This window comes from Hephaestia caeni (assembly GCF_003550065.1).
In the GTDB taxonomy this organism is placed as follows: Bacteria; Pseudomonadota; Alphaproteobacteria; order Sphingomonadales; family Sphingomonadaceae; genus Sphingomonas; species Sphingomonas caeni_A.
The window spans coordinates 71,797-92,491 of sequence record NZ_QXDC01000006.1 but is presented as its reverse complement, the minus strand read 5'-3'; the positions used below and the strand labels follow the sequence as shown (position 1 = coordinate 92,491).

23 protein-coding genes are annotated in these 20,695 nt (G+C 67.6%); 8 read left to right on the top strand and 15 right to left on the bottom strand.

Features of this window, described 5'->3' with window-relative positions:
- The 4 genes from DFR49_RS22340 to DFR49_RS20930 all read left to right on the top strand — a co-directional run.
- A partial coding sequence (locus DFR49_RS22340; protein WP_281271807.1) for a methyl-accepting chemotaxis protein occupies positions 1-655 on the top strand: 655 nt, incomplete at its 5' end.
- A gap of 19 nt (positions 656-674) precedes the next feature.
- Complete coding sequence (locus DFR49_RS20940; RefSeq protein ID WP_119037620.1) at positions 675-2,039, top strand: methyl-accepting chemotaxis protein; 1,365 nt, start codon at positions 675-677, stop codon at positions 2,037-2,039.
- Positions 2,040-2,223: 184 nt separating this feature from the next.
- Positions 2,224-2,925: an SDR family NAD(P)-dependent oxidoreductase gene (locus DFR49_RS20935; protein WP_119037619.1), complete on the top strand. Its 702-nt coding sequence runs from the start codon at positions 2,224-2,226 to the stop codon at positions 2,923-2,925.
- Positions 2,915-3,877: a 50S ribosomal protein L11 methyltransferase gene (locus tag DFR49_RS20930; RefSeq protein ID WP_119037618.1), complete on the top strand. Its 963-nt coding sequence runs from the start codon at positions 2,915-2,917 to the stop codon at positions 3,875-3,877. The genes DFR49_RS20935 and DFR49_RS20930 overlap by 11 nt, the downstream gene beginning before the upstream one ends.
- A 157-nt stretch (positions 3,878-4,034) precedes the next feature.
- On the opposite strand, the gene phhA is transcribed toward DFR49_RS20930, so the two are convergent.
- Positions 4,035-4,916, bottom strand: coding sequence for a phenylalanine 4-monooxygenase (gene phhA, locus DFR49_RS20925; protein WP_119037617.1), 882 nt, complete (start codon positions 4,914-4,916; stop codon positions 4,035-4,037).
- Between the two features lie 44 nt (positions 4,917-4,960).
- Here phhA and DFR49_RS20920 point away from each other — a divergent pair, with 44 nt between their 5' ends.
- Together DFR49_RS20920 and DFR49_RS20915 are read left to right on the top strand one after the other, a co-directional pair.
- Complete coding sequence (locus tag DFR49_RS20920; protein ID WP_245968686.1) at positions 4,961-5,638, top strand: TIGR02117 family protein; 678 nt, start codon at positions 4,961-4,963, stop codon at positions 5,636-5,638.
- Positions 5,638-6,357 (top strand): esterase/lipase family protein, encoded by a 720-nt coding sequence (locus DFR49_RS20915; protein ID WP_245968685.1) that lies wholly within the window; start codon positions 5,638-5,640, stop codon positions 6,355-6,357. Before DFR49_RS20920 ends, DFR49_RS20915 begins: the two co-directional genes overlap by 1 nt.
- Positions 6,358-6,459: 102 nt before the next feature.
- On the opposite strand, the gene nadA is transcribed toward DFR49_RS20915, so the two are convergent.
- The 13 genes from nadA to DFR49_RS20850 form a co-directional block, all read right to left on the bottom strand.
- Positions 6,460-7,470 carry a quinolinate synthase NadA gene (gene nadA, locus DFR49_RS20910; RefSeq protein WP_119037616.1) on the bottom strand — a complete coding sequence of 337 codons (1,011 nt, stop codon included), beginning with the start codon at positions 7,468-7,470 and terminating at the stop codon, positions 6,460-6,462.
- 261 nt (positions 7,471-7,731) lie between these two features.
- Positions 7,732-8,481, bottom strand: coding sequence for a DUF4230 domain-containing protein (locus tag DFR49_RS20905; RefSeq protein WP_425454972.1), 750 nt, complete (start codon positions 8,479-8,481; stop codon positions 7,732-7,734).
- Positions 8,463-9,323 carry an MBL fold metallo-hydrolase gene (locus DFR49_RS20900; RefSeq protein ID WP_119037615.1) on the bottom strand — a complete coding sequence of 287 codons (861 nt, stop codon included), beginning with the start codon at positions 9,321-9,323 and terminating at the stop codon, positions 8,463-8,465. Before DFR49_RS20900 ends, DFR49_RS20905 begins: the two co-directional genes overlap by 19 nt.
- A gap of 177 nt (positions 9,324-9,500) precedes the next feature.
- A complete protein-coding gene (locus DFR49_RS20895; RefSeq protein WP_245968684.1) occupies positions 9,501-11,096 on the bottom strand; it encodes a M56 family metallopeptidase in 1,596 nt (531 codons plus the stop codon).
- Positions 11,093-11,461: a BlaI/MecI/CopY family transcriptional regulator gene (locus DFR49_RS20890; protein WP_119037614.1), complete on the bottom strand. Its 369-nt coding sequence runs from the start codon at positions 11,459-11,461 to the stop codon at positions 11,093-11,095. The genes DFR49_RS20895 and DFR49_RS20890 overlap by 4 nt, the downstream gene beginning before the upstream one ends.
- A 425-nt stretch (positions 11,462-11,886) precedes the next feature.
- A complete protein-coding gene (gene grxD / locus DFR49_RS20885; protein ID WP_119037745.1) occupies positions 11,887-12,219 on the bottom strand; it encodes a Grx4 family monothiol glutaredoxin in 333 nt (110 codons plus the stop codon).
- A 13-nt stretch (positions 12,220-12,232) separates the two neighbouring features.
- On the bottom strand, positions 12,233-12,466 hold the full coding sequence (locus DFR49_RS20880) for a BolA family protein (protein ID WP_119037613.1): 234 nt from the start codon (positions 12,464-12,466) through the stop codon (positions 12,233-12,235).
- Between the two features lie 4 nt (positions 12,467-12,470).
- The gene (locus tag DFR49_RS20875; protein WP_119037612.1) at positions 12,471-12,794 is read right to left on the bottom strand and encodes a DUF1476 domain-containing protein; all 324 of its coding nucleotides are present in this window, start codon (positions 12,792-12,794) and stop codon (positions 12,471-12,473) included.
- Between the two features lie 305 nt (positions 12,795-13,099).
- Positions 13,100-14,104: an NADPH:quinone oxidoreductase family protein gene (locus DFR49_RS20870; RefSeq protein ID WP_211325962.1), complete on the bottom strand. Its 1,005-nt coding sequence runs from the start codon at positions 14,102-14,104 to the stop codon at positions 13,100-13,102.
- Complete coding sequence (gene leuD / locus DFR49_RS20865) at positions 14,067-14,696, bottom strand: 3-isopropylmalate dehydratase small subunit (protein WP_119037610.1); 630 nt, start codon at positions 14,694-14,696, stop codon at positions 14,067-14,069. The genes DFR49_RS20870 and leuD overlap by 38 nt, the downstream gene beginning before the upstream one ends.
- A 133-nt stretch (positions 14,697-14,829) precedes the next feature.
- On the bottom strand, positions 14,830-16,272 hold the full coding sequence (leuC, locus tag DFR49_RS20860) for a 3-isopropylmalate dehydratase large subunit (protein WP_119037609.1): 1,443 nt from the start codon (positions 16,270-16,272) through the stop codon (positions 14,830-14,832).
- A gap of 52 nt (positions 16,273-16,324) precedes the next feature.
- Positions 16,325-17,446 carry a GNAT family N-acetyltransferase gene (locus DFR49_RS20855; protein WP_119037608.1) on the bottom strand — a complete coding sequence of 374 codons (1,122 nt, stop codon included), beginning with the start codon at positions 17,444-17,446 and terminating at the stop codon, positions 16,325-16,327.
- 82 nt (positions 17,447-17,528) lie between these two features.
- Positions 17,529-17,882 (bottom strand): SpoIIAA family protein, encoded by a 354-nt coding sequence (locus DFR49_RS20850; RefSeq protein ID WP_170151078.1) that lies wholly within the window; start codon positions 17,880-17,882, stop codon positions 17,529-17,531.
- 68 nt (positions 17,883-17,950) lie between these two features.
- On the opposite strand from DFR49_RS20850, the gene DFR49_RS20845 reads away from it, so the two are divergent.
- Complete coding sequence (locus DFR49_RS20845) at positions 17,951-18,412, top strand: DUF2721 domain-containing protein (RefSeq protein WP_119037743.1); 462 nt, start codon at positions 17,951-17,953, stop codon at positions 18,410-18,412.
- A gap of 126 nt (positions 18,413-18,538) precedes the next feature.
- A complete protein-coding gene (locus DFR49_RS20840) occupies positions 18,539-19,999 on the top strand; it encodes a flavin-containing monooxygenase (RefSeq protein ID WP_119037606.1) in 1,461 nt (486 codons plus the stop codon).
- A gap of 534 nt (positions 20,000-20,533) precedes the next feature.
- Here the strand turns inward: DFR49_RS20840 and DFR49_RS20835 are convergent.
- A complete protein-coding gene (locus DFR49_RS20835) occupies positions 20,534-20,680 on the bottom strand; it encodes a hypothetical protein (protein WP_119037605.1) in 147 nt (48 codons plus the stop codon).
- Positions 20,681-20,695: the final 15 nt, after the last annotated feature.

Sequence of the window (20,695 nt, the reverse complement as noted above, 5' to 3'; positions counted from 1 at the left end):
AGCGGCGCAGACCGCGGCGGGGCTGATCCGCGCGATCGAGGATGCGCGCACCGAAGTCGAGGCCGCCGCCGAGATCGCGACGCGCGCCTCCGATCAGGCCGGCGCCGCCGTCGGCATGTCCGAAACCTTGAGCGACCACGCCAAATCGATCGAATCGATCCTCGGCCTGATCCGCGACATCGCCGGGCAGACCAACCTCCTCGCCTTGAACGCCACGATCGAGGCCGCGCGCGCCGGTGACGCCGGGCGCGGCTTCGCGGTCGTCGCCCAGGAAGTCAAAAGCCTCGCCAACCAGACCGCGCGCGCCACCGATGATATCGCCGCCAAGATCGCCGCGATCCAATCCGCCACCCATTCCACCGTCGAGACCAATGCCTCGATCCGCGACACCGTCACCGAGGTCCAGGAATCGGCCAACCGCATCCGATCGGCAATGGAAACCCAGGCGCAGACCGTCACCGCCATCACCGCCGCCGTCGACGAAACCGCCCTCGCCGCCGACTCCATGTCCAACACCATCGCCGCCATCCGCGAGGATACCGAAACCGTGGCGAGCGAAATCGACAATGTCGGGCAGGGCTTCGACGCGCTCGACGGCCGGCTCGGCAGCCTCAAGCACAGCGCGGGCGATTTCGTCGCCAGGGTCGCCGCCTGAGCGCACGAGGGAAGCAGAGATGGATGATCCAAAACAGAAGCAGACCCAGCGCGCCGCAGCGGTCGAGGCGATTCGCAAGCGGTTGCAAGCCTATGACCGCGACGGCGCGATCGCGGCGGCGAGCGGCGAGATCAGCGCGCTGATCGCCGACCATTGCCAGGATATCGCCGACGCGTTCCTCGAACCGTTCCTCGCCGACCCGGACGTGCGGGTGCGAAACATCGCCAAGAGCCCCGAGGCGCGCGCGCGCCAGCGGCGCGATTCGGCGGAGTATGTGCGCCAGAAATATTCACGCCCGCTGAGCACCGAATGGATCGAGACGGCGCTGCGCAACGCCAGCCGCCGCCACAAGGCCGGCGTGCCGATGCACGCTTACCTCTCCGCGCTCTCGGCGGCCCACACGCGCCTGATCGAGGTGATCCGCGCGTCGAGTCCAAGCGTCGCCGATGCCTGCCGGCTGGGCGACGTCATCCAGCGGCTGGCGATGGTCGAGGCCGCGGTGATGGCCGAGCATTACGGGCTGCGCGAGGAGGAACGCGCGCGCAAGGCACGCCATGCGCAATCGGCCGAATTCCGCGAAACGATCGGCGTCACGCTGGAAGCGACCGCCGAACTGGGTTCACGCGCGCGGTTGCAGGCGCAGAACACCGCGACATCGGCGCGCGGGATGCTGGGCAAGGCAAGCGAAGTCGCCGCCGCGTCCGAGCAATCCGCGATCGCGATGCGCGAGGCGGCGCAGACCGCGGCGGGGCTGATCCGCGCGATCGAGGATGCGCGCACCGAAGTCGAGGCCGCCGCCGAGATCGCGACGCGCGCCTCCGATCAGGCCGGCGCCGCCGTCGGCATGTCCGAAACCTTGAGCGACCACGCCAAATCGATCGAATCGATCCTCGGCCTGATCCGCGACATCGCCGGGCAGACCAACCTCCTCGCCTTGAACGCCACGATCGAGGCCGCGCGCGCCGGCGATGCCGGCCGCGGCTTCGCGGTCGTGGCGCAGGAAGTCAAAAGCCTCGCCAACCAGACCGCGCGCGCTACCGACGATATCGCCGCCAAGATCGCCGCGATCCAATCCGCCACCCATTCCACCGTCGAGACCAATGCCTCGATCCGCGACACCGTCACCGAGGTCCAGGAATCGGCCAACCGCATCCGATCGGCAATGGAAACGCAGGCGCAGACCGTCACCGCCATCACCGCCGCCGTCGACGAAACCGCCCTCGCCGCCGATTCCATGTCCAACACCATCGCCGCCATCCGCGAGGATACCGAAACCGTGGCGAGCGAAATTGACACGCTCCAGCGCGATTTCGGTGAGGTCGATGATCGATTGGGCAACCTCAACGCCGCCGCCGATCAATTCTCCGCCAGCGTCGCGGCATAATCCTGCAGTCGCCATCTTACGGTCGACGCCCCACATTCGTCACCCCGGACGTGTTCCGGGGTCCAACTCTCCACGAGCGCTGCCGCCTGTTGCAGCTTGGATGCCGGAACAAGTCCGGCATGACGACGGGGAGCGCGGGGCATCGCAGCTTCCGCCGGGGTGACGAAACAGCTAAGCGGCAGCGATGCCCAACATCCTCCTCACCGGATCGAGCCGCGGGATCGGCGCCGCGATTGCCGAGGCGCTGACAGCGCGCGGCGACGTCCGCCTGATCGGCCACGGTACGACGAGCGGCATCGCCGCCGACTTCGCCGATCCCACCGCCCCGCAGGCGCTGTGGAACGCCGCACTCGACGCACTCGATGGCCGGATCGACGTGCTCATCAACAATGCCGGTGTCTTCGAGGCCGCGCCGCTCGATCAGCCGCACGCGGCATGGGTCGCGACCTGGGAGCGGACGATGCGGATCAACCTCACCGCCTCGGCCGAACTCTGCCGGCTCGCGGTGCGGCATTGGCAGGAGGCCCGGCGCGGCGGCCGCATCGTCAACATCGCCAGCCGCGCCGCCTATCGCGGCGACAGCCCCGCGCACTGGCATTACGCCGCATCCAAGGCGGGCATGGTCGCGATGACCAAGACGATCGCGCGGGCCTACGCGCGCGAGAATGTGCTTGCCTTCGCGATCTGCCCCGGCTTCACGATGACGGGCATGGCCGAGGACTATCTGGAAAGCCGCGGCGGCGACAAATTGCTCGCCGACATCCCGCTCGGCCGCGTCGCCGATCCTGCGGAGATCGCCGATGCCGCGCGCTACCTCGCGCTCGAGGCACCCGCGTCGATGACCGGTGCGGTGATCGACATCAACGGGGCGAGCTATGTCCGCTAAGCGCCCGTCAGCAGAAGTGGGAAGCGGTTCCGCGTCCGGCGGCGCGGCAACCGAAAGCTGGAAGCTCACGCTGCCCTGCACCAAGGCGGAAGCCGAGGCGATCGAGGTCGACATGGAGGCGCTGGCCGCGCTCGAGCCGCCGCCGGTGCTGATGACGAGCGAGGGCATTCCCGACGATCCCGAGGACTGGCGGCTCGACGCCTATTTCGAGGGCAAGCCCGACAAGGCGACGATCGCCGCGATCCGCGCGCTGGTGCCGAGCGCGGCCAAGGCCAAGCCGGAAAAGGTGCCTGATGCCGATTGGGTGACGCTGAGCCAGCAGGGGCTGGAGCCGGTGCGCGCGGGTCGGTTCGTCGTCCACACCTCTGCGCACGACGTGGCCGACGCGCCGGGCATTCGCCGCTACCGCATCGAGGCGAGCCAGGCGTTCGGCACCGGGCATCACGAGACCACCACCGGCTGCCTGATCATGCTCGATCGCATCCGGCGGCGCGGCGCGCGGGTGGACAATCTGATCGACCTCGGCACCGGCACCGGGCTGCTCGCCTTCGCCGGCATGCACCTGTGGCCGCGCGCCTACGCGACCGCGACCGACATCGACGGAATCGCGATCGACGTGACGGCGGAGAATGCCGAGACCAACGGCGTTCCGCTGGGGCTCGGCCTGGGCAAGCTGGCGCTGACGGTCGCCGACGGCACCGCCAACGCGCTGGTCCAGCGCCGCGCGCGCTATGATCTGATCATCGCCAACATCCTCGCCGGCCCGCTGATCGACATGGCGGCGGACGTGGCCGCGATCGCCGCGCCGGGCGGGCAATTGGTGCTCGCAGGGTTGCTCAAGACGCAGGCCAACGCCGTCGCCCGCGCCTATCGCCGGCAGGGCTATCGGTTGGCCGAGCGCCTTGACCTCGGCGACTGGGCGATCCTGCGGCTGCGGAAACGGCGAAGATAATCGACTGTTTCTACCCCGTTACCCCGGCCTTGAGCCGGGGTCCCGCTTCTTCTGATATCCATTCGAAAACACGGCAGCGAAGGGAAAGTTAGCGGGACCCCGGCTCAAGGCCGGGGTGACGATCTTTCCAATATTCGCGGTCGAGTGCCGACGCTCGTTACCCCACCACTGCCGGCGCCCTGCTCCGCGCATAATCTTGCGTGCCCTCGGTGATCACCCGATCCTCCGGCAGAATCGCCGCGATCGGAATGTCGGGCTCGGCCAGCATCTCCTCGTAGAGCGGCGCGAAATCGGTCTCCACCGTCACCCGCAGCAGCTCGTCGAAGCTCGGAATCACGAAATAATTCTGCTGGAAATCGTCGATCCGGTATTCGGTGCGCATCACCCGCGCGAGATCGAAGGCGATGCGGTTGGGGCTGGGATCGTCGAGCGCGAAGCGGCTTTCCGAAAAGCTCGAGACGATGCCCGAACCGTAGATGCGCAAGGCGCCCGCTTCCTCGATCAGCCCGAACTCGACCGTGTACCAATAGAGCCGCCCGAGATATTTGAGCGCGTGCAGCCCCATCGCACGCTGCCCGCCGCGGCCATAAGCGGCGAGATAATCGGCGAACACCGGGTCCGCAAGCATCGGCACATGACCGAACACGTCGTGGAAGACGTCGGGTTCCTGCAAATAATCGAGCTGGTCGGGTCGCCGGATGAAATTGCCCGCGACGAAGCGGCGGTTGGCCATGTGGTCGAAGAACACGTCGTCGGGCACCAGCCCCGGCACCGCGACGACCTGCCAGCCCGTCAACTTCATCAGGCGCTCGGATAATTCCTCGAAATCGGGGATACCGGGCTTGGAGAGCTTGAGAACATCCAGCCCGCGCAGATAGGCATCCGACGCGCGGCCGGGCAGCAACTTGGCCTGGCGCGCGAACAGCGTGTCCCAGGTGCGATGGTCTTCCTGCGTATAATGCGCCCAATCCTGCGGAATCGTCCAATCCGCGGCGGCGCCCGCGGGCGGAGACTCCAGTACGTGCGTTTCTCCCGTCATGGAAAAGACATAGCATAATCGCGCCGGTGCGCGAATATCGGCGGATGACGATCTGGCCCCTCTTGAAGCGTGCGATGTTGCGGCTGGCGACGGCGTTCGTGCTGCTGATCGCGGGCTATTGGGCCGCCGGGATGATCGGCGGCGCGATCCCCGCCAATGCCGGCTGGCGCCCGCCGGCGCAGGGCATCACCATCTATGTCGAGACCAACGGCGTCCACACTGATCTGGTGCTGCCCAAACGCGCGGCCGGAGTCGATTGGACGCGGCTGGTGAAACCGGCGCATTTCGGCGATCCGCGCTATGCCGGCTTCGATCACCTCGCGTTCGGCTGGGGCGAGCGGCATTTCTACCTCGAGACGCCCACCTGGGCCGATGTCCGCCCGCTGACCGTCCTCCACGCCGCGATCGGGAGCGACGAAACGCTCGTCCATGTCGAATATCTGCCCGCACCGCGGCCCAGCCCTGTCGTGCGCCCGATCGTGCTGCGCGCCGCAGAATACCGCCGCCTCGCCGCCTTCATCCGCGCGAGCATCGACGCCGCGCCGGGCGAAACCCCGCGAATCGACCGCGGCTATCAGGATTTCGATACTTTTTATGGAGCAAAAGGCCGCTATGACGCTTTGATGACATGCAACGCCTGGACGGGAACGGCGCTGCGGCACGCTGGCGTACGCGTCGGCGCGTGGACTCCGTTTCCCGCGACGGTGATGGGATGGTTTTGATGGCGACACGTGCCGACGATATCGCGGCCCCTTCCAAATTCGCGCTTGCGGCCGAGTTGCCGCGCGCGATCTGGTCGATCACCAGCCATGCCTTTTCGCGAGAGATGCTGGCGGCGGCGCCCGAGGGCGACGGGCGGCCGGTGCTCGCGCTGCCGGGGCTGTTCGTGTCGGATCGCTCGAACTTCATCATGCGACGCTATCTGTCGGCGCTGGGCTATCGCGCCTTCGGCTGGGGGCTCGGGCACAATTTCTCGCTGCGCACGATCGGCGCCGACGGTGAGAAGCTGGGCGCGCGCATCGCCGCGATCGCCGGGGAGACGGGCGCGCCGGTCACGCTGGTCGGCGTCAGCCTGGGCGGCATCATGGCGCGCTTCGCCGCGCAGCGCTGGCCGGATCAGGTGCGCGAGGTGATCACCGTCGCCTCGCCCTTCGCGGGCAGCCCGCGCGCAACCAATTTGTGGCGCACCTACGAATGGCTGACCGGCGAGCGTGTCGATTCGCCCCGCCACCAGGCGTTGCTCGCCGAGGCCGCCGCCCCGCTTTCCGTCCCCGCGACCGCGATCTGGAGCCGCAGCGACGGGCTGGTCAACGGCATGATCTGCCACGCCGAAGACGACGGCGCGGGCCGCTGCATCGAGGTGCAATCGAGCCACATGGGGGTGCAATTGAAGCCCGAAGTGCTCCGCGCGATCGCCGATGTGCTGGGTGGGGAGAAATAAGCCCCTTCGTCACCCCGGACGTGTTCCGGGGTCCAACGTGCCCCAAACGCCTGCGCTCGTGGATGGTTGGATGCCGGAACGAGTCCGGCATGACGACGAAATTCAATCCCCCGTCACTTTCACCGGGCCGAGATCGCCCATGCCGACGCTCGCGCTGGCCATCGCGAGCATCGCGTCGAGACTCTTCTTGGCCTTCAGGCGCAGGCCTTCCTCGATCTCGATGCGCGGTTCCAGATCGCGCAGCGCGACGTAGAGTTTCTCCATCGTGTTCAGCGCCATGTACGGGCAGATATTGCAGTTGCAATTGCCGTCGGCCCCCGGCGCGCCGATGAAGGTCTTGTCGGGAAACGCCTTTTCCATCTGGTGGATGATGTGCGGCTCAGTCGCGACGATCAGCGTGTCGCCCGGCATCTCCTTGGCATAGGCCAGGATACCGCTCGTCGAGCCGACAAAATCGGCGTGATCGAGGATCACCGCGGGGCATTCGGGGTGCGCGGCGATCGGCGCGTCGGGATATTGCGCCCGCAGCTTCAACAGTTCGGTCTCGCTGAACGCCTCGTGGACGATGCACACGCCCGGCCACAGGATGAGGTCACGCCCGGTCTTGCGCGCGAGATAACCGCCGAGGTTGCGATCGGGGCCAAAGATGATCGGCTGGCTCGCAGGGATCTGGGAGAGGATCTTCTCCGCCGACGAACTGGTGACAATGACGTCGGAGAGCGCCTTCACCGCCGCCGAGCAGTTGATATAGGTGAGCGCGATCGCGTTCGGATGCTGCGCGCGGAACGCCGCGAACTGATCGGGCGGGCACGAATCTTCCAGGCTGCACCCGGCATCCATGTCGGGGAGCACGACGGTCTTGTCCGGGCTCAGGATCTTGGCGGTCTCGGCCATGAAGCGGACACCGCAAAACGCGATCACCTCGGCATCGGTCGCCGCCGCCTTGCGCGACAGATCGAGGCTGTCGCCGACGAAATCGGCGATGTCCTGAAGCTCGGGCTTCTGGTAATAATGCGCGAGGATAACGGCGTTGCGCTCCTTGCGCAGCCGATCGATCTCTGCGCGCAGATCGAGCCCCGCCAGACTGCCGCCGATACCACCACGTGCGTCCATTCGCTGATCCTCGTCTTGCCTGTCTGCCATGTGGCGCGCGCGGGCGGCGGGATCAAGGAGAAGGGAGCGGATCGACGTCGGGCGGCGCCGCGCCATCAACTCAACACGATACGCGCTTTCGCCCCATTGCCGTCATGCCAGCGAAGGCTGGCATCCATGACTCTATCGGAAACGAACGCGCTGCCTTGCTGGAGAGATAGACCCCAGCCTTTGCTGGGGTGACGAAAGGACGGACGGTCCGCTAACCACCAAAAGCAGCCGTCAGCGCTGACCCTTCTCCTGCCCAAGCACTTCCTGCAACGAGCGCGACGTATCCCATCGCTCGCTGCTGCCCTCGTCGGCGAACGTCACCTTCACCCGCGCGTCGATCCCTGCCGCGCGCAGCGGCATCGCGAAGCTGCGCTCGACCGCGCCCCGGGTCGCGTCACGGGCGATCTTGATCATCGCGGGCGCCCTCGCCTGACGGAGCAATTCGGCCTGCCCTTCCTTGCGGTTGGCGGCGTCGAGATCGGCCTCGGCGCTGGTCAGCGTCATCAGCACGCCGCCGCTGCCATATTGCCGGATCGCCGCCAGATCGATCTGCGGCTGATCGGCCTCGACCGGCGGCAGCCGCACGGCGAGCGTGTTGCTGGCCGCATCCCAGGTCACGTCGCGCTGGGTCAGCTTGCCTAGATCGACCTCGTAGCGGACCATGCCCGGCATGATCATCGTCTTTTCCGCCGTCAGCCCCAGCCGCGACTGCCTGGACGTCACCACCGCGACATAGCGCGCGGCGAAGGCGGAGAGTCGGTTCTGTTCCTGCAATCCTTGCAGGCTGGCATTGGCGATCGTCACCGGATCGGGCGACAATTTCTTGCCGACATAGGATTGCGCCGCCCACATCAGCCCGAACGCGACGGCGATCAGGATCGCGATCGCGCCCGCGAACTTGACGAGGAAGCCACCGACGCCCGCACGATGCGGCGGCGGCGCGGCACCGGGCGCCGCCTCGCTCACGCTGTCATCCGCCACGTGTCGCCCTCCTCGATCACCAGCCCGCGATCGCTGAGGTCGATCAGATGCGCGCGCACCGAAAGCTCGGCCGCGCCGCGCAATCGGGGATCGATCCCGACATACATCCGCTCGACCATCGCCGGGACGGTGCCGATGCCGTCGCGCCCGATCAGCCGCAGGATCTGGCCTTCGCGCTGCTTGCGGTGCCCGATCAGGCCACGCAAGAGGCGACGGGGGTTCTCGATCGCGTCGCCGTGCCCGGGATAATAGATGCGGTCGTCGCGCTGCTGGAGCTTCATCAGGCTGGCCATATACGCCGCCATGTCGCCGTCGGGCGGCGCGATGACGGTGGTCGACCAGCCCATGACATGATCGCCCGAGAACAGCGCGCCGGTTTCGGGCAGCGCGAAGGCGAGATGGTTCGAAGTGTGGCCTGGCGTCGCCACCGCGACCAGCGTCCAGCCGTCGCCCTCGACGCGGTCGCCATCGGCGAGCACGCGATCGGGCGCGTAATCGCGATCGAACGCGGCGTCCGCGCGCGGGCCGAGATCGTCGAGCGCGAGCGCGGTACAGCCGACGATCGGCGCCCCTGTCGCCGCCTTCAACGCCCGCGACAGGGGGCTGTGATCGCGGTGGGTGTGGGTGACGACGATCGCGGTCACCGGCCGGCCGTCGATCGCGCGGATCAGGGCATCGAGGTGCGCGGGATCGTCCGGCCCCGGATCGATCACCGCGAGATCGCGCGTGCCGACCAGATGCGTCTGGGTGCCGGTATAGGTGTAGGGCGACGGATTGGGCGCCAGCACCCGCGCCACCAAGGGGTCGAGCGCGATGCGTTCGCCGGTCGGGGGTACGTCCATGCCCTTCGAGATGGCGGCTGGCGGCGAGGTTGGCAAGGGCGGCGGCGTGCTGGCGTCGGATTCAGCGGAGCTGAATCGGGTGCGGCACCGGCCCGCTTCCACGATAGTGGATCAAACGCAAAGGGCCGGCCCCGCTGTCACGGGTGCCGGCCCTGCCCTGCCCTCCCCTCCCGTCGTTCAATTGTCGGTGCCGGTCTTGTCCATATCGTGTTGGATCTCGCGGATCGATTCGTCGATCGCGGCGAGCGCCTCGCTGCGATCGGCGGCGGAGAGCCTGGCATTGTCCGCCATGCTGCTGCGCGCCTTGCGCAGCCCGTCGAGCGCGGAGCGGTAGGCGTCGCGCTCGATCCGGGCGCTGTTCGCCGCGACCCTCGCGGCATCCGCGCTCACCTTTTCGATCCGATCGGTGCAGATGATGATCTTGGGGCGCTTGCCCGAATCGTCGTGGATGACAAGATCGTCGTTCTTGTCGGTGATCGTGCAGTTGCGCGAGCTGATCTCGGGCATGTCGGCCATGATGTTGTCGGTCACGACCTTGCCGTCCTTGATCACCTGGACCCGCTTCATCGTGCGCACGTCGCCGGCGACCGCATCCTGATCGGCACTCGTCCAGCTCCACGTCGCGGTCGCGGGCGGTGCCGGCGGTGCGGGAACCGCGGGCGGGGCGGCGGGCGCGGCCGACGGCGGCACGGTTTCGGGCGGCGCCGGGGGTAGCGGCAGCGCCGTGTCCTGCACATCGCCCGAACCGGCACCGGCTGACGCCGCGCCGAACGGGGCGATCGTCCACACCGCGCCGCTGTTGGGCAGATCCACGCCGATCGTCCGGCTCACGCGGGTGCGGATCGTCTCGGCGGCTTGCGTGCCCGAGGCCGTGACGCCGAGCCCCGTCGCGGTGACCAGCGCCACCGCGGCGATCCCGCTGGCCAGTCGCGCACGCGAGGTTTTCCTGGTCGACAGCATCTTCAGTCTCCCCTTGAGGTCGTTGATCGTGTGCAGATGACACGCCGCCGATACCGCGCCGCCATGCGCGGCCTTGACGATCGCGCAGGCATAGACGTGGCGGAAGGTCGCGCTCTTGCCCGCGAGGACGCGCGCGTCGTTCGCCATTTCCTGATCGGCGCGGAAGGCACGGAAAGCGCGCCAGGCGATCGGATTGAACCAGTGGACCGCGAGCACCAGCAGCGCCGCCCAATTGGCGATCAGATCGCCACGCGCGTGGTGGCCGCGTTCGTGCGCCAATGCGAGATCGCGCTCGTCCTCGTCGTAGCGTTCGGCGAAGTCGCGCGGAAAGGCGATGTATTTGCGCAGCACCCCGAAGGCGAGCGGGCCGGTCGCGGCATCGGTCTCGACGACGCGGATGCCGTCGTCCGCCACCGCCTCGCGCACGCGGCCCGCGAGCATACGGCGGCAGAAGCGGGCATGCGCGACCAGATGCCAGCAGAAGAACCCCGCCGCGCCCGCACCCCACAGCGCGACCAGCGCCAGCCCCAGCGGCGTCTGCGCCGCACCGGTCGGGGCGAGGCCGAGCGGCTGCACGACCACCATCGTGATCGTCTCGCTGGCGCGGGCGATCGGCGCCGCGGCGGCCGCGCGCCAGTCGGACGGCAGCGGCGGCAGCAGCAGCCGTAGCGCGGGCAACGCCCATAAGGCATAGGCCACCTGCGATCCGAACTGACGCCGAACGGCGCCGCGCAGCGCGAGCACGAGCAGCATCAGCAGCGTCATCGCGATCAGCGTCTCGACGCCCCAGGCGATCAGCGGGCCGGTACTCACTGCTTGAGGTCCTTCAGCAGCGCCTCGATCTCGGCGATATCGTCGTCGGTCAGCGCGTCGCGCTCGGCGAGATGTGCGACCAGCGGCGCCAGCCGGCCACCGAACAGCCGATCCATCAGCCGCCGCGATTCGCCGGCGACATAGCCATCGCGCGCGATCAGCGGGCGATAGAGGTACCGCCGGCCATCGGCCTCATGCCCGATCGCCTGCTTGGCGAGGAGGCGTCCGAGCAACGTCTTGACGGTGTTGGCACTCCAGGCGCGCTCGGGCGCGATCCGCTCGGCCACGTCCTGCGCGGTGAGCGGGCTTTCCTCCCACAGCACCTCCATCACGGCATGTTCGGCATCACTGATACGATCGGCCACCGGCACTCTCCTTCGACTACACGTGTAATCGCATCGATTACGGGTGTAGTCAATGCCGGATTTCAAGCACGGGTTTCGAACAGGCGTGGATCACCGCCGGGCGGCGGCCCGCGACCGTGGGATCGGTGTCGGCATGGTTTACACCCGCGCGCTCCGCGATCCCGCCGTTAACCTTCGTCTACCGCGTGAAAGCGTACCGTCGCCGATCTGGCACGGACGCTGCAACGTTGCAGGCACCCCGAGCGTCTTGACGCTTCAGCAGGGTGGGCCGGCTGCTCCTCCGATCTCGCGCCGGCCCACCCTCACCCGGCCACCGCCGATCGCACCACGCCATCGAACCGATGCAGCACGCGCCTGAGGATATGGTCGCGCGTCTCGCGCAGATAGGTGCTGATTCCGCCGCGCGCAGCGCCCCCGCGAGGGGCTCAGCCGGCCTCGGTGCCGGTCTTGGCCTGGAGCAGATCGGCAAGCTCGCCCGATTCGTACATCTCCATCATGATGTCCGATCCGCCGACGAACTCACCGTGGACGTAGAGCTGCGGGATCGTCGGCCAATCCGAATAGGCCTTGATGCCCTGCCGGATGCCCTGATCCTGGAGCACGTCCACGCTGTCGAATTCGGCGCCGAGGTGCTGGAGGATCGCCACCGCGCGGCTCGAAAAGCCGCATTGCGGGAACAGCGGGCTGCCCTTCATGAACAGCAGCACGTCGCTGCCCTTCACCTTCTCGTCGATCCGGGCCTGCACATCGTCGGTCATCGTCGTCACTCCTTCATTCGGGTATGCCGGTGGTGAGCTGGAGCGCGTGAAGCTCGCCGCCCATGCGCCCGCCAAGCGCGGCATAGACCGCGCGCTGCTGCATCACCCGTGGCTTGCCACGGAAACTCTCGCTCACCACGCGGGCGGCATAATGGTCGCCGTCGCCGGCAAGATCGGTGATCTCGATCTGCGCATCGGGGATGGCACCGCGGATCAGCGCCTCGATCTCGTCGGCCTGCATCGCCATGCGATCACAACTCCGTCATGAGCTGGCGGCGCGCCTCGACCATCTTTTCCTCGATCACGGCGCGGACATCCGCATCGTCGATCTCGATACCCGCGGCGGTCAAATCGCCGACGAGCTTGCGCACGACGTCGTCGTCGCCCGCTTCCTCGAAATCGGCATGGACCACGGCGCGCGCATAGGCGTCGGTTTCCTCGGCCGTCAGCTTCATCTTCTCGGCCGCCCATTGGCCGACGAGCTTGTTGCGGCGCGCGGTCATGCGGAACGCCATCTCCTCGTCGCGGCTATACTTGGCTTCGAACGCGCGCTCGCGATCGTCGAAGGTGGTCATGTGCGGCTTCCCTTTCGGCGAAAAACGGTGGCATCGAGATAGGGGGGCAAAGGCACCCGCGCAACGGGCGAGAGTCGGATTCAGCTAGGCTGAATCGGCTGCGGCACCGGCCCACTCCCCCACCCGGCCACCCAATGCGATTATCCTATGGGTGGCCGGGTGGGGGAGTGGGCCGGTGCCGCTTCCACGCAAGTGGATCAAACTCGAGAAGCGGGGCATCCCGATCGTCGACCGATTTCGGATATCATCCCGCAAACGGGGCGGCCGCGCGCCCCGCCCGATCGACGCCGTCAAATCGGCACGCGTCAACCGGCCGTCGTCGTCACCACCAGCTTGCCGATCGCTTTGCGCGCCGCCATCCGCGCGATCGCCTCGCCGCCTTGCGTCAGCGCAAAGGTCTCGGTGACGCGCGGCGCGATCCGGCCCTCGCGCCACAGGTCGAACAAGTGCGCGACATGGCGCTGGTTGGCTTGCGGATCGCGCGCGGCAAACGCGCCCCAGAACACGCCGCACACGTCGCAGCTCTTGAGCAACGTGAGGTTGAGCGGCAGCTTCGGGATCCCCGCCGGGAAGCCGACGACGAGATAGCGCCCTTCCCACCCGATCGCGCGCAACGCCGGCTCGGCATAATCGCCGCCCACCGGATCGTAGATCACGTCGGCGCCCTTCGGCCCCACCGCCGCCTTGAAGCGCTCGGCCAATTCCTTCGACTGCGCCTTGTCGAACGGCGCGTAGGGATAGACGATCGCGTCATCGGCGCCCGCTGCCCGCGCCGCCGCCGCTTTTTCTTCGGACGAGGCCGCCGCGATCACGCGCGCGCCGAACGCCTTCCCAAGTTCGACCGCGGCGAGCCCCACCCCGCCGGCCGCCCCGAGCACCAGCAGCGTCTGGCCCGCCTTGAGCCGCCCGCGATCGACGAGCGCGTGGATCGTCGTCGCATAGGTCAGCAGCAGCGCCGCGCCCTCGGCGAAATCGCGGCCTTCGGGCAGGCGATAAAGCCGCGCGGCATCGACCGCGACCTTTTCGGCGAGCCCGCCGTTGCCGATCACCGCGATCACGCGATCGCCCACCTGCCAGCCCTCGACGCCCGCGCCGACCTGCTCGATCACGCCCGCGATCTCGCCGCCGGGCGCGAACGGGCGTTCGGGCCTAAACTGGTATTTATCCTCGATGACGAGCACGTCGGGGTAGTTGATCGCGCACGCGCGCACCGCGACGATCACCTGCCCCTCGGCCGCGATCGGATCGGCGACCTCGCTCAATTCCAGAGTTTCAGGTCCGCCCGGCGCCTTCGACAGCAATGCTCGCATATCCGCTCTCCCTCGCGATCCAGGGCCGGCGCGTGGCAAGCCCGGATTCGAATTTCGAAATCGCGGTATCTTGTGCCAGCGTCAGGCCGATCTCGTCCAGCCCCTGCATCAGGCATTGGCGGCGGAACGGATCGAGGGTGAAGGTGAAGCGATCCTGGAACGGCGTGGTGACCGTCATCGTCTCGAGATCGATCGTGATCGGCTGGTCCTGCGCGACCTCGATCAGCCGGTCGATCGCTTCCTGCGGCAGCACCACGGTGACGATGCCGTTCTTGAACGCATTGCCCGAAAAGATGTCCGAAAAACTGGGCGCGATCACCGCCTTGATGCCCATGTCGCCCAGCGCCCAGGCGGCGTGCTCACGGCTCGAGCCGCAGCCGAAATTGTCGCCCGCGATCAGGATCGGGCTGCCGGCATGGCGCGGATCGTCGAAGATGTTGCCGGGCTCGGCGCGCACCGTCTCGAACGCGCCCTTGCCCAGCCCGGCGCGCGTGATCGTCTTGAGCCAGTGCGCGGGGATGATGACGTCGGTATCGACGTTCTTCGCGCCCCACGGATAGGCGCCGCCGGAAACTCGGGTGACGGGCTCCATCAGCGCGACGACACCACTGCCGGGGGCGTCTCGGGAATCGGATCGGCGGCGCTGGCGGCATAAGCCGCGACGCCGCTGACGATCGCACCGACGATCAGCAAGGCAAGTGCTTTCTTCATGGCGACGTCCCCCTTTATTCCCTGCCGTTCGACATCAGTTCGCGAACATCGGACAATTTCCCCGTCACCGCCGCCGCGGCCGCCATCGCGGGCGACAACAGGTGCGTGCGGGCGCCCGGCCCCTGGCGTCCTACGAAATTCCGGTTCGATGTGGAAGCACAGCGTTCGCCCGGCGGCACCTTGTCGGGGTTCATGGCCAGACACATCGAGCACCCCGGCTCGCGCCATTCGAAGCCCGCCGCGACGAAGATGCGATCGAGCCCCTCATGCTCGGCCTGGCGCTTGACCAGTCCCGATCCGGGCACGACCAGCGCGCGCACCCCATCGGCCACGTGCCGGCCGTTCGCGACCGACGCCGCGGCGCGCAGATCCTCGATCCGGCTGTTGGTGCAACTGCCGATGAAGACGTGCTGCACGCCGACATCCTGCATCCGCATCCCCGGCGCCAGCCCCATGTAATCGAGCGACTTCTGCGCTGCCGCGCGCTTCGCGGCGTCGGCGAAGCTTGCGGGATCGGGGACGGTGCCGGTGATCGGCACCACATCCTCGGGGCTGGTGCCCCAGGTCAGCGAGGGCGCGATATCGGTGGCGTCGAGCACCACCGTCTTGTCGTAGACCGCGCCCGGATCGCTCGGCAGCGATTTCCACCACGCCACCGCCTTGTCCCAATTCTCGCCCGCCGGCGCCATCGGGCGGCCCTTGATATAGGCGAACGTCGCCTCGTCGGGCGCGATCAGTCCGGCGCGCGCGCCACCCTCGATCGACATGTTGGCGACCGTCAGCCGCCCCTCGATCGACAGCGCGCGGATCACGCTGCCGGTATATTCGATGACGTGGCCGGTGCCGCCCGCCGCCCCGATCCGGCCGACGATCGCGAGGATGACGTCCTTGGCGCTGACGCCATAGCCGAGGCTGCCCTCGACGCGGACCTCCATCGTCTTCGCCTGGCTCAGCAGCAGCGTCTGCGTCGCGAGCACATGTTCGACCTCGCTCGTGCCGATCCCGAACGCGAGCGCCCCCAGCGCGCCGTGCGCCGAGGTGTGGCTGTCGCCGCACACCAGCGTCGTGCCCGGCAGCGTGAAGCCCAGTTCGGGGCCGATGACATGGACGATACCCTGTTCGGGCGCGGTCGCGTCGATATAGTCGATGCCGAATTCGGCGGTGTTGCGCTCGAGCGCGGCCAATTGGTTGGCGCTCTCGGGATCGGCGATCGGCAGGCGCTTGCCCGCCGCATCGACCCGCGCCGTCGTCGGCAGATTGTGGTCGGGCACCGCGAGCGTCAGATCGGGCCGGCGCACCTTGCGCCCGGCCGCGCGCAGCCCCTCGAACGCCTGCGGGCTCGTCACTTCGTGGACGAGGTGGCGGTCGATATAGATCAGGCAGGTTCCATCATCGCGCCGTTCGACGACGTGCGCGTTCCAAATCTTCTCGTAGAGAGTCTGCGGTCGGCTGGCCATGCGCAGCGCATTAACCGAAATGTTCGCCCGTGCAACCCTGGGCGGAATATTGTTACGCTTGCGGTGAAAGCGCGCGCGCCGGCCCCGGATTGCCCGATCGCCGCCAGCGCCCGGCAAGCAGGCGCGCGGCCGCGGCTGACATGCCGGGGCGGACGAACAGCCAGTCGCGGATCGCCTGCGCCTTCACCGCGCCGATCCCCCGCTTGTAGCCACTGTCGCCCGCGCCCCAATCGACGCGCGCCACCCCCTGATCGAGGCCGCGCAGCAAATTGCGATAATCGAGCACGCGCCCCGGCGAGTGCTTGGCGAAGGCGGTATCGTAGCTGTTGGCGATCGCATAGCGCAGCGTGCCGGCATTGATGTCGAACGCGAACGACACCGGCGCGCCGGCGATCGTCAGCAGCGCGCCCGAGAACATATCGGCGAGCACCGGGTCCGCCGCCGCCACGCGCCAGAAGGCGCCGTGGCCGGCCGCGGTGAACTTGGCGTCGCGGCCGCCGTCGTCATGATCGGCGATCCAGCTTTTCTCCTCGACGATCGCATAGGCGTCGAACGCCGCTGGCAAGGCGGCGCCGGTCGCATAATGCCAGCCGAGTTCGCCGTGCGTCGCGAGATGCTTTTCGTGGAAGCGGTTCTTCTTGAGCGTCGAACTGCGCGGCCAGGTGCCCGCCGCCTTGCCGCCCGCCATGTCGAGCACGTAACCATTGGCAACGAAGCGGTCGAGCACTGCCCAGCCTTTGGCACGCGCCACCGCGATCATCGCCTCCAGCCCCGGATCGCCGTCGCACACCGGACCGATCCTCAACACCCGGACCTGACGCCGCACTTCGGCGAGCAGCAGCGCGACCTGATCAGGCGCGGCGGTGATGCTCATCGGAAAACTTCGGAACGGCCAGTAGCTTCCCGGCACGCTCGCCATGCCGAGCCAGTGCGGCCCGGTCGCGATCATCGGCAGCGCGATCACCGGATCGCCCTCGCGCTCGACCACGATCGTCCGCGCCGCGCCGCCATAGGCCGTCAGCGCGGCGGCATACCATTGGAAGCGCAGGAAACGGTGCGTTTCGGCCGCCTCCGCCGCAACCGCATCGATCAGCCCCGACAGCCCGTCGAGCGTCAGCGCGCGCGCGGCGGCGGGCAGCCTCGTGAAGGCGTCGAGCGGCATCGAACTAGTCATCCGCCCCGCTCATAGCGACGGCAGGGTTACCAAGTGATGGATGGCCGCCGCGACCCGTCGCATCGGCGACGCCGTGTCCGGGCTATTCGCGCACCCAGGCGCGCGCCTCGGCGACGTCGGGAAGGGAAAAGACGCGGATCTCGGCGGGCAGCACCGCGGCGGCGGCGCGGGTGATCGCGCCGATCCAACCCTTGTCGGTGACGACCGCGCAGCGCGCGATATGCTTCATGTGCGTTGCCGCCCATTTGAGGTCGGGCCACCAGATCGCGCTGTCGATCGCGCCGATATCCTTGACGATCTCGATCATCCGCAATTTGCCGAAGCGCTCGATAGCAGCGTCGATCTCGGCGACGATGCGATCATATTCGGGCTTGGTGATCGGGCCGTCGATGGTGAATTCGACGATACCGTGGGAATCGGTGCGATAGTCGATCATGATCGGATACCTCTTGCGATACGCGCCGGGTTGCATCCGGCGCGTTTCCACGCATCATGCACCAGATCATGGAAATGTTCCCTGCCGTCACCACGATCGCCCAGACGATCCAGCTTTCGCTCAGCCCGGTGTTCATGCTCGCGGGCATCGGCGCGATCCTCAACGTGCTCGTCGCGCGGCTCGCCCGCGTGGTCGATCGTGCGCGCGCGCTCGAAATGCTTCAGCCCACTCTGGTCGGCGAGGATCGCACGCATCACGCCTGGGAATTGCGGCTGCTCCACTGGCGGATGAAGGTGATCAACACCGCCTTGTTCCTGTGCGCATCGAGCGCGATCGCGACTTGTTCGGTGGTCGCGTTGCTGTTCGTCGGCGAACTGGCGCACCTGCACATCGGCACCGTGGTGGGGGTGATGTTCATCATGGCGATGCTGCTGCTCGTATCGGGGCTCGTCATGTTCCTGATCGAGGTCCGCCTGTCGCTGCGCGCGACCTATGTCCGCAACGAGATGCTCGGTAAGCGGCTTTCCTGAATCGAGGGCGGCTCTGGCCCGCTCCCCCACCCCGCCTCCCGTTCAGGATACTGCCGTTGGGAGGCGGGGTGGGGGAGCGGGCCGGCGCCGCTTTCACACAGGCCCAATAAACTCTAGGCTGTCTCGATGCAGGGGCTCCAGGATACGCGCGTCATCATCGTCGGCGCCGGCATGTCCGGGCTGCTCGCCGCGATCCGGCTGAAACAGCGCGGGATCGACGATCTCGTGATCCTCGAAAAGGGCGGCGGCGTCGGCGGCACGTGGCGCGACAACGCCTATCCCGGCTGCGCGTGCGACGTGCCAAGCCATCTCTACAGCTACAGCTTCGCGCCCAACCCGCGCTGGTCGCGGATGTTCGCGGGGCAACCCGAAATCCTCGCCTATTTCGAACGGCAGGCGGATGCGCACCGGCTCGACCACGATGTGCGGCTCGATACCGAGGTGACCGACGCCCGCTTCGATCCAGCCGACCATCGCTGGACCGTCACCGCCGCCGATGGCCGCGCCTGGCGCGCGCCCGCGCTGATCGTCGCCACCGGCCAGCTCAACCGCGTCAACATCCCCGATATTCCCGGCCGCGAGGATTTCGCCGGTGCGCAATTCCACACTGCGCGCTGGGACGCGTCGGTCGATCTCGCGGGCAAGCGCGTCGGCGTGATCGGCACCGGCGCCAGCGCGATCCAGGTCGTACCGGGGATCGTCGACCGCGTCGGCCACCTCACCGTCTTCCAGCGCTCCCCGCCGTGGATCGTCCCGCGCGAGGACCACGCCTTCTCGCCGCGCGCGCAAACGTCATTCGCCTGGTTGCCGCTGCTACGCCGCGCGTTCCGCTGGCTGATCTGGCGCAAACTCGAGGCGACGTGGCCGGCGATCGGCACGCCCGAGGGCGCGAAAGCCGGCGAGATCGAGGCGCTCGCGCGCGATCACCTCAAGGCGCAGGTGCCCGACGCCGCGCTCCGGGCGAAGCTCGCGCCCGATTTTCCCATCGGCTGCAAGCGCACGCTTCTCTCCGACGATTATTACCCAGCGCTGATGCGGCGGCGCGTCGATCTCGAAACGCGCGCCATCGCCGCGATCGCGCCCGATGGCGTGCGCCTGGCCGACGGCGAAACGGTGCCGCTCGACGTGCTCATCTGGGCGACGGGCTTCGCCAGCCACGGCTTCGTCGCGCCGATCGCGATCACCGGCCCGCGCGGCACGCTCGCATCGGCGTGGCGGCGCGGCGCGGTCGCGTATCGCGGCACCACCGTTTCGGGCTTTCCCAACCTGTTCCTGCTCTATGGCCCCAACACCAATCTCGGGCACAATTCGATCATCTTCATGGTCGAACAGCAGATGCGCTACGCGCTGCCCGCGATCCTCAAGCTTGCGCGCGGCGAGGCGCGCCGCATCGAAGTCCGCACCGACACGCAGGACGCGTACAACCGCACGCTCCAGAACCGCCTGCTCACCACGGCGTGGGCGGGCGGCTGCGAGAGCTGGTACAAGACCGGCAGCGGCATCATGCCCAACAACTGGGGCAGCGACACCCGCGCGTTCGCGAAAATGATGCGCCGCTTCGACGCCGAGGCTTACGAGATAGGCTAGTTTGTTGCACTATCGTGGAAGCGGCACCGCCCCAAAAATGAAAGAGGCTGCCGAGCCCCGTCAGGGGCCCGACAGCCTCTCGCATGGTCAGCGGCCGGAAGCTCCAGCCCGGGAGACCATGCGAGCCGCTATTCCTGTGGGTGGCCTGCGTTGGCTGGGGGAGAATACCCCCCGCACGCACCCGGCGGACCTTAGCGGCGCGTCTCCCGAACGAACTGAACCGACCCCATTGCTGAACCATGAGACATCGGATCACCTCCTTTCGCTAGTTGAAGCACTGCGCACCCATCGCTGGCTGCATCCCCAATGTGAGTCAGCCATTCCTGCGAAACAAGTCTTGTTTTCCAAATATGTTTGCGCAATGATTCAAGGTCTGCGCGGCGACACGGCTCAGTCCTTGCCGAACGCCTTGCGAGCATCCCGAGACATGAGCGTTCCCCCGCGAATGCAGAGGTCCAGAGTCGAGAACGCGCATCGACCGCGGCTCCTGGACTCCCGCTTTCGCGGGAGCACGGGGCGCGAGTGCCATTCGCTCTAATGCCGCTTGAAATACTGGATGTCGCGCTCGTGCTTCTGCGCGGCGGCCTTGGTCTCGAACGTGCCGAGGTTCCTGCGCTTGCCGGTCTCCGGATCCTTCTTGCGCGAATAGATGCGGTAACCCGATTTGAGCTTGCGGATCATGGCCTCTCTCCTCGC

Excerpts from the sequence above, each read along its gene's own strand:
- nadA (WP_119037616.1), bottom strand. The coding sequence starts at position 7,470 with ATGGACGCACGTGGTGGTATCGGCGGCAGTCTGGCGGGGCTCGATCTG.
- leuC (WP_119037609.1), bottom strand. The coding sequence starts at position 16,272 with ATGGCCAGCCGACCGCAGACTCTCTACGAGAAGATTTGGAACGCGCAC.
- DFR49_RS20920 (WP_245968686.1), top strand. The coding sequence starts at position 4,961 with ATGACGATCTGGCCCCTCTTGAAGCGTGCGATGTTGCGGCTGGCGACG.
- DFR49_RS20855 (WP_119037608.1), bottom strand. The coding sequence starts at position 17,446 with ATGACTAGTTCGATGCCGCTCGACGCCTTCACGAGGCTGCCCGCCGCC.
- DFR49_RS20935 (WP_119037619.1), top strand. The coding sequence starts at position 2,224 with ATGCCCAACATCCTCCTCACCGGATCGAGCCGCGGGATCGGCGCCGCG.
- DFR49_RS20900 (WP_119037615.1), bottom strand. The coding sequence starts at position 9,323 with ATGGACGTACCCCCGACCGGCGAACGCATCGCGCTCGACCCCTTGGTG.
- leuD (WP_119037610.1), bottom strand. The coding sequence starts at position 14,696 with ATGGAGCCCGTCACCCGAGTTTCCGGCGGCGCCTATCCGTGGGGCGCG.
- DFR49_RS20930 (WP_119037618.1), top strand. The coding sequence starts at position 2,915 with ATGTCCGCTAAGCGCCCGTCAGCAGAAGTGGGAAGCGGTTCCGCGTCC.
- DFR49_RS20840 (WP_119037606.1), top strand. The coding sequence starts at position 18,539 with ATGCAGGGGCTCCAGGATACGCGCGTCATCATCGTCGGCGCCGGCATG.
- DFR49_RS20835 (WP_119037605.1), bottom strand. The coding sequence starts at position 20,680 with ATGATCCGCAAGCTCAAATCGGGTTACCGCATCTATTCGCGCAAGAAG.
- DFR49_RS20870 (WP_211325962.1), bottom strand. The coding sequence starts at position 14,104 with ATGCGAGCATTGCTGTCGAAGGCGCCGGGCGGACCTGAAACTCTGGAA.
- DFR49_RS20850 (WP_170151078.1), bottom strand. The coding sequence starts at position 17,882 with ATGATCGACTATCGCACCGATTCCCACGGTATCGTCGAATTCACCATC.
- grxD (WP_119037745.1), bottom strand. The coding sequence starts at position 12,219 with ATGACCGACGATGTGCAGGCCCGGATCGACGAGAAGGTGAAGGGCAGC.
- DFR49_RS20845 (WP_119037743.1), top strand. The coding sequence starts at position 17,951 with ATGGAAATGTTCCCTGCCGTCACCACGATCGCCCAGACGATCCAGCTT.
- DFR49_RS20940 (WP_119037620.1), top strand. The coding sequence starts at position 675 with ATGGATGATCCAAAACAGAAGCAGACCCAGCGCGCCGCAGCGGTCGAG.
- phhA (WP_119037617.1), bottom strand. The coding sequence starts at position 4,916 with ATGACGGGAGAAACGCACGTACTGGAGTCTCCGCCCGCGGGCGCCGCC.
- DFR49_RS20875 (WP_119037612.1), bottom strand. The coding sequence starts at position 12,794 with ATGACCACCTTCGACGATCGCGAGCGCGCGTTCGAAGCCAAGTATAGC.
- DFR49_RS20880 (WP_119037613.1), bottom strand. The coding sequence starts at position 12,466 with ATGGCGATGCAGGCCGACGAGATCGAGGCGCTGATCCGCGGTGCCATC.
- DFR49_RS20915 (WP_245968685.1), top strand. The coding sequence starts at position 5,638 with ATGGCGACACGTGCCGACGATATCGCGGCCCCTTCCAAATTCGCGCTT.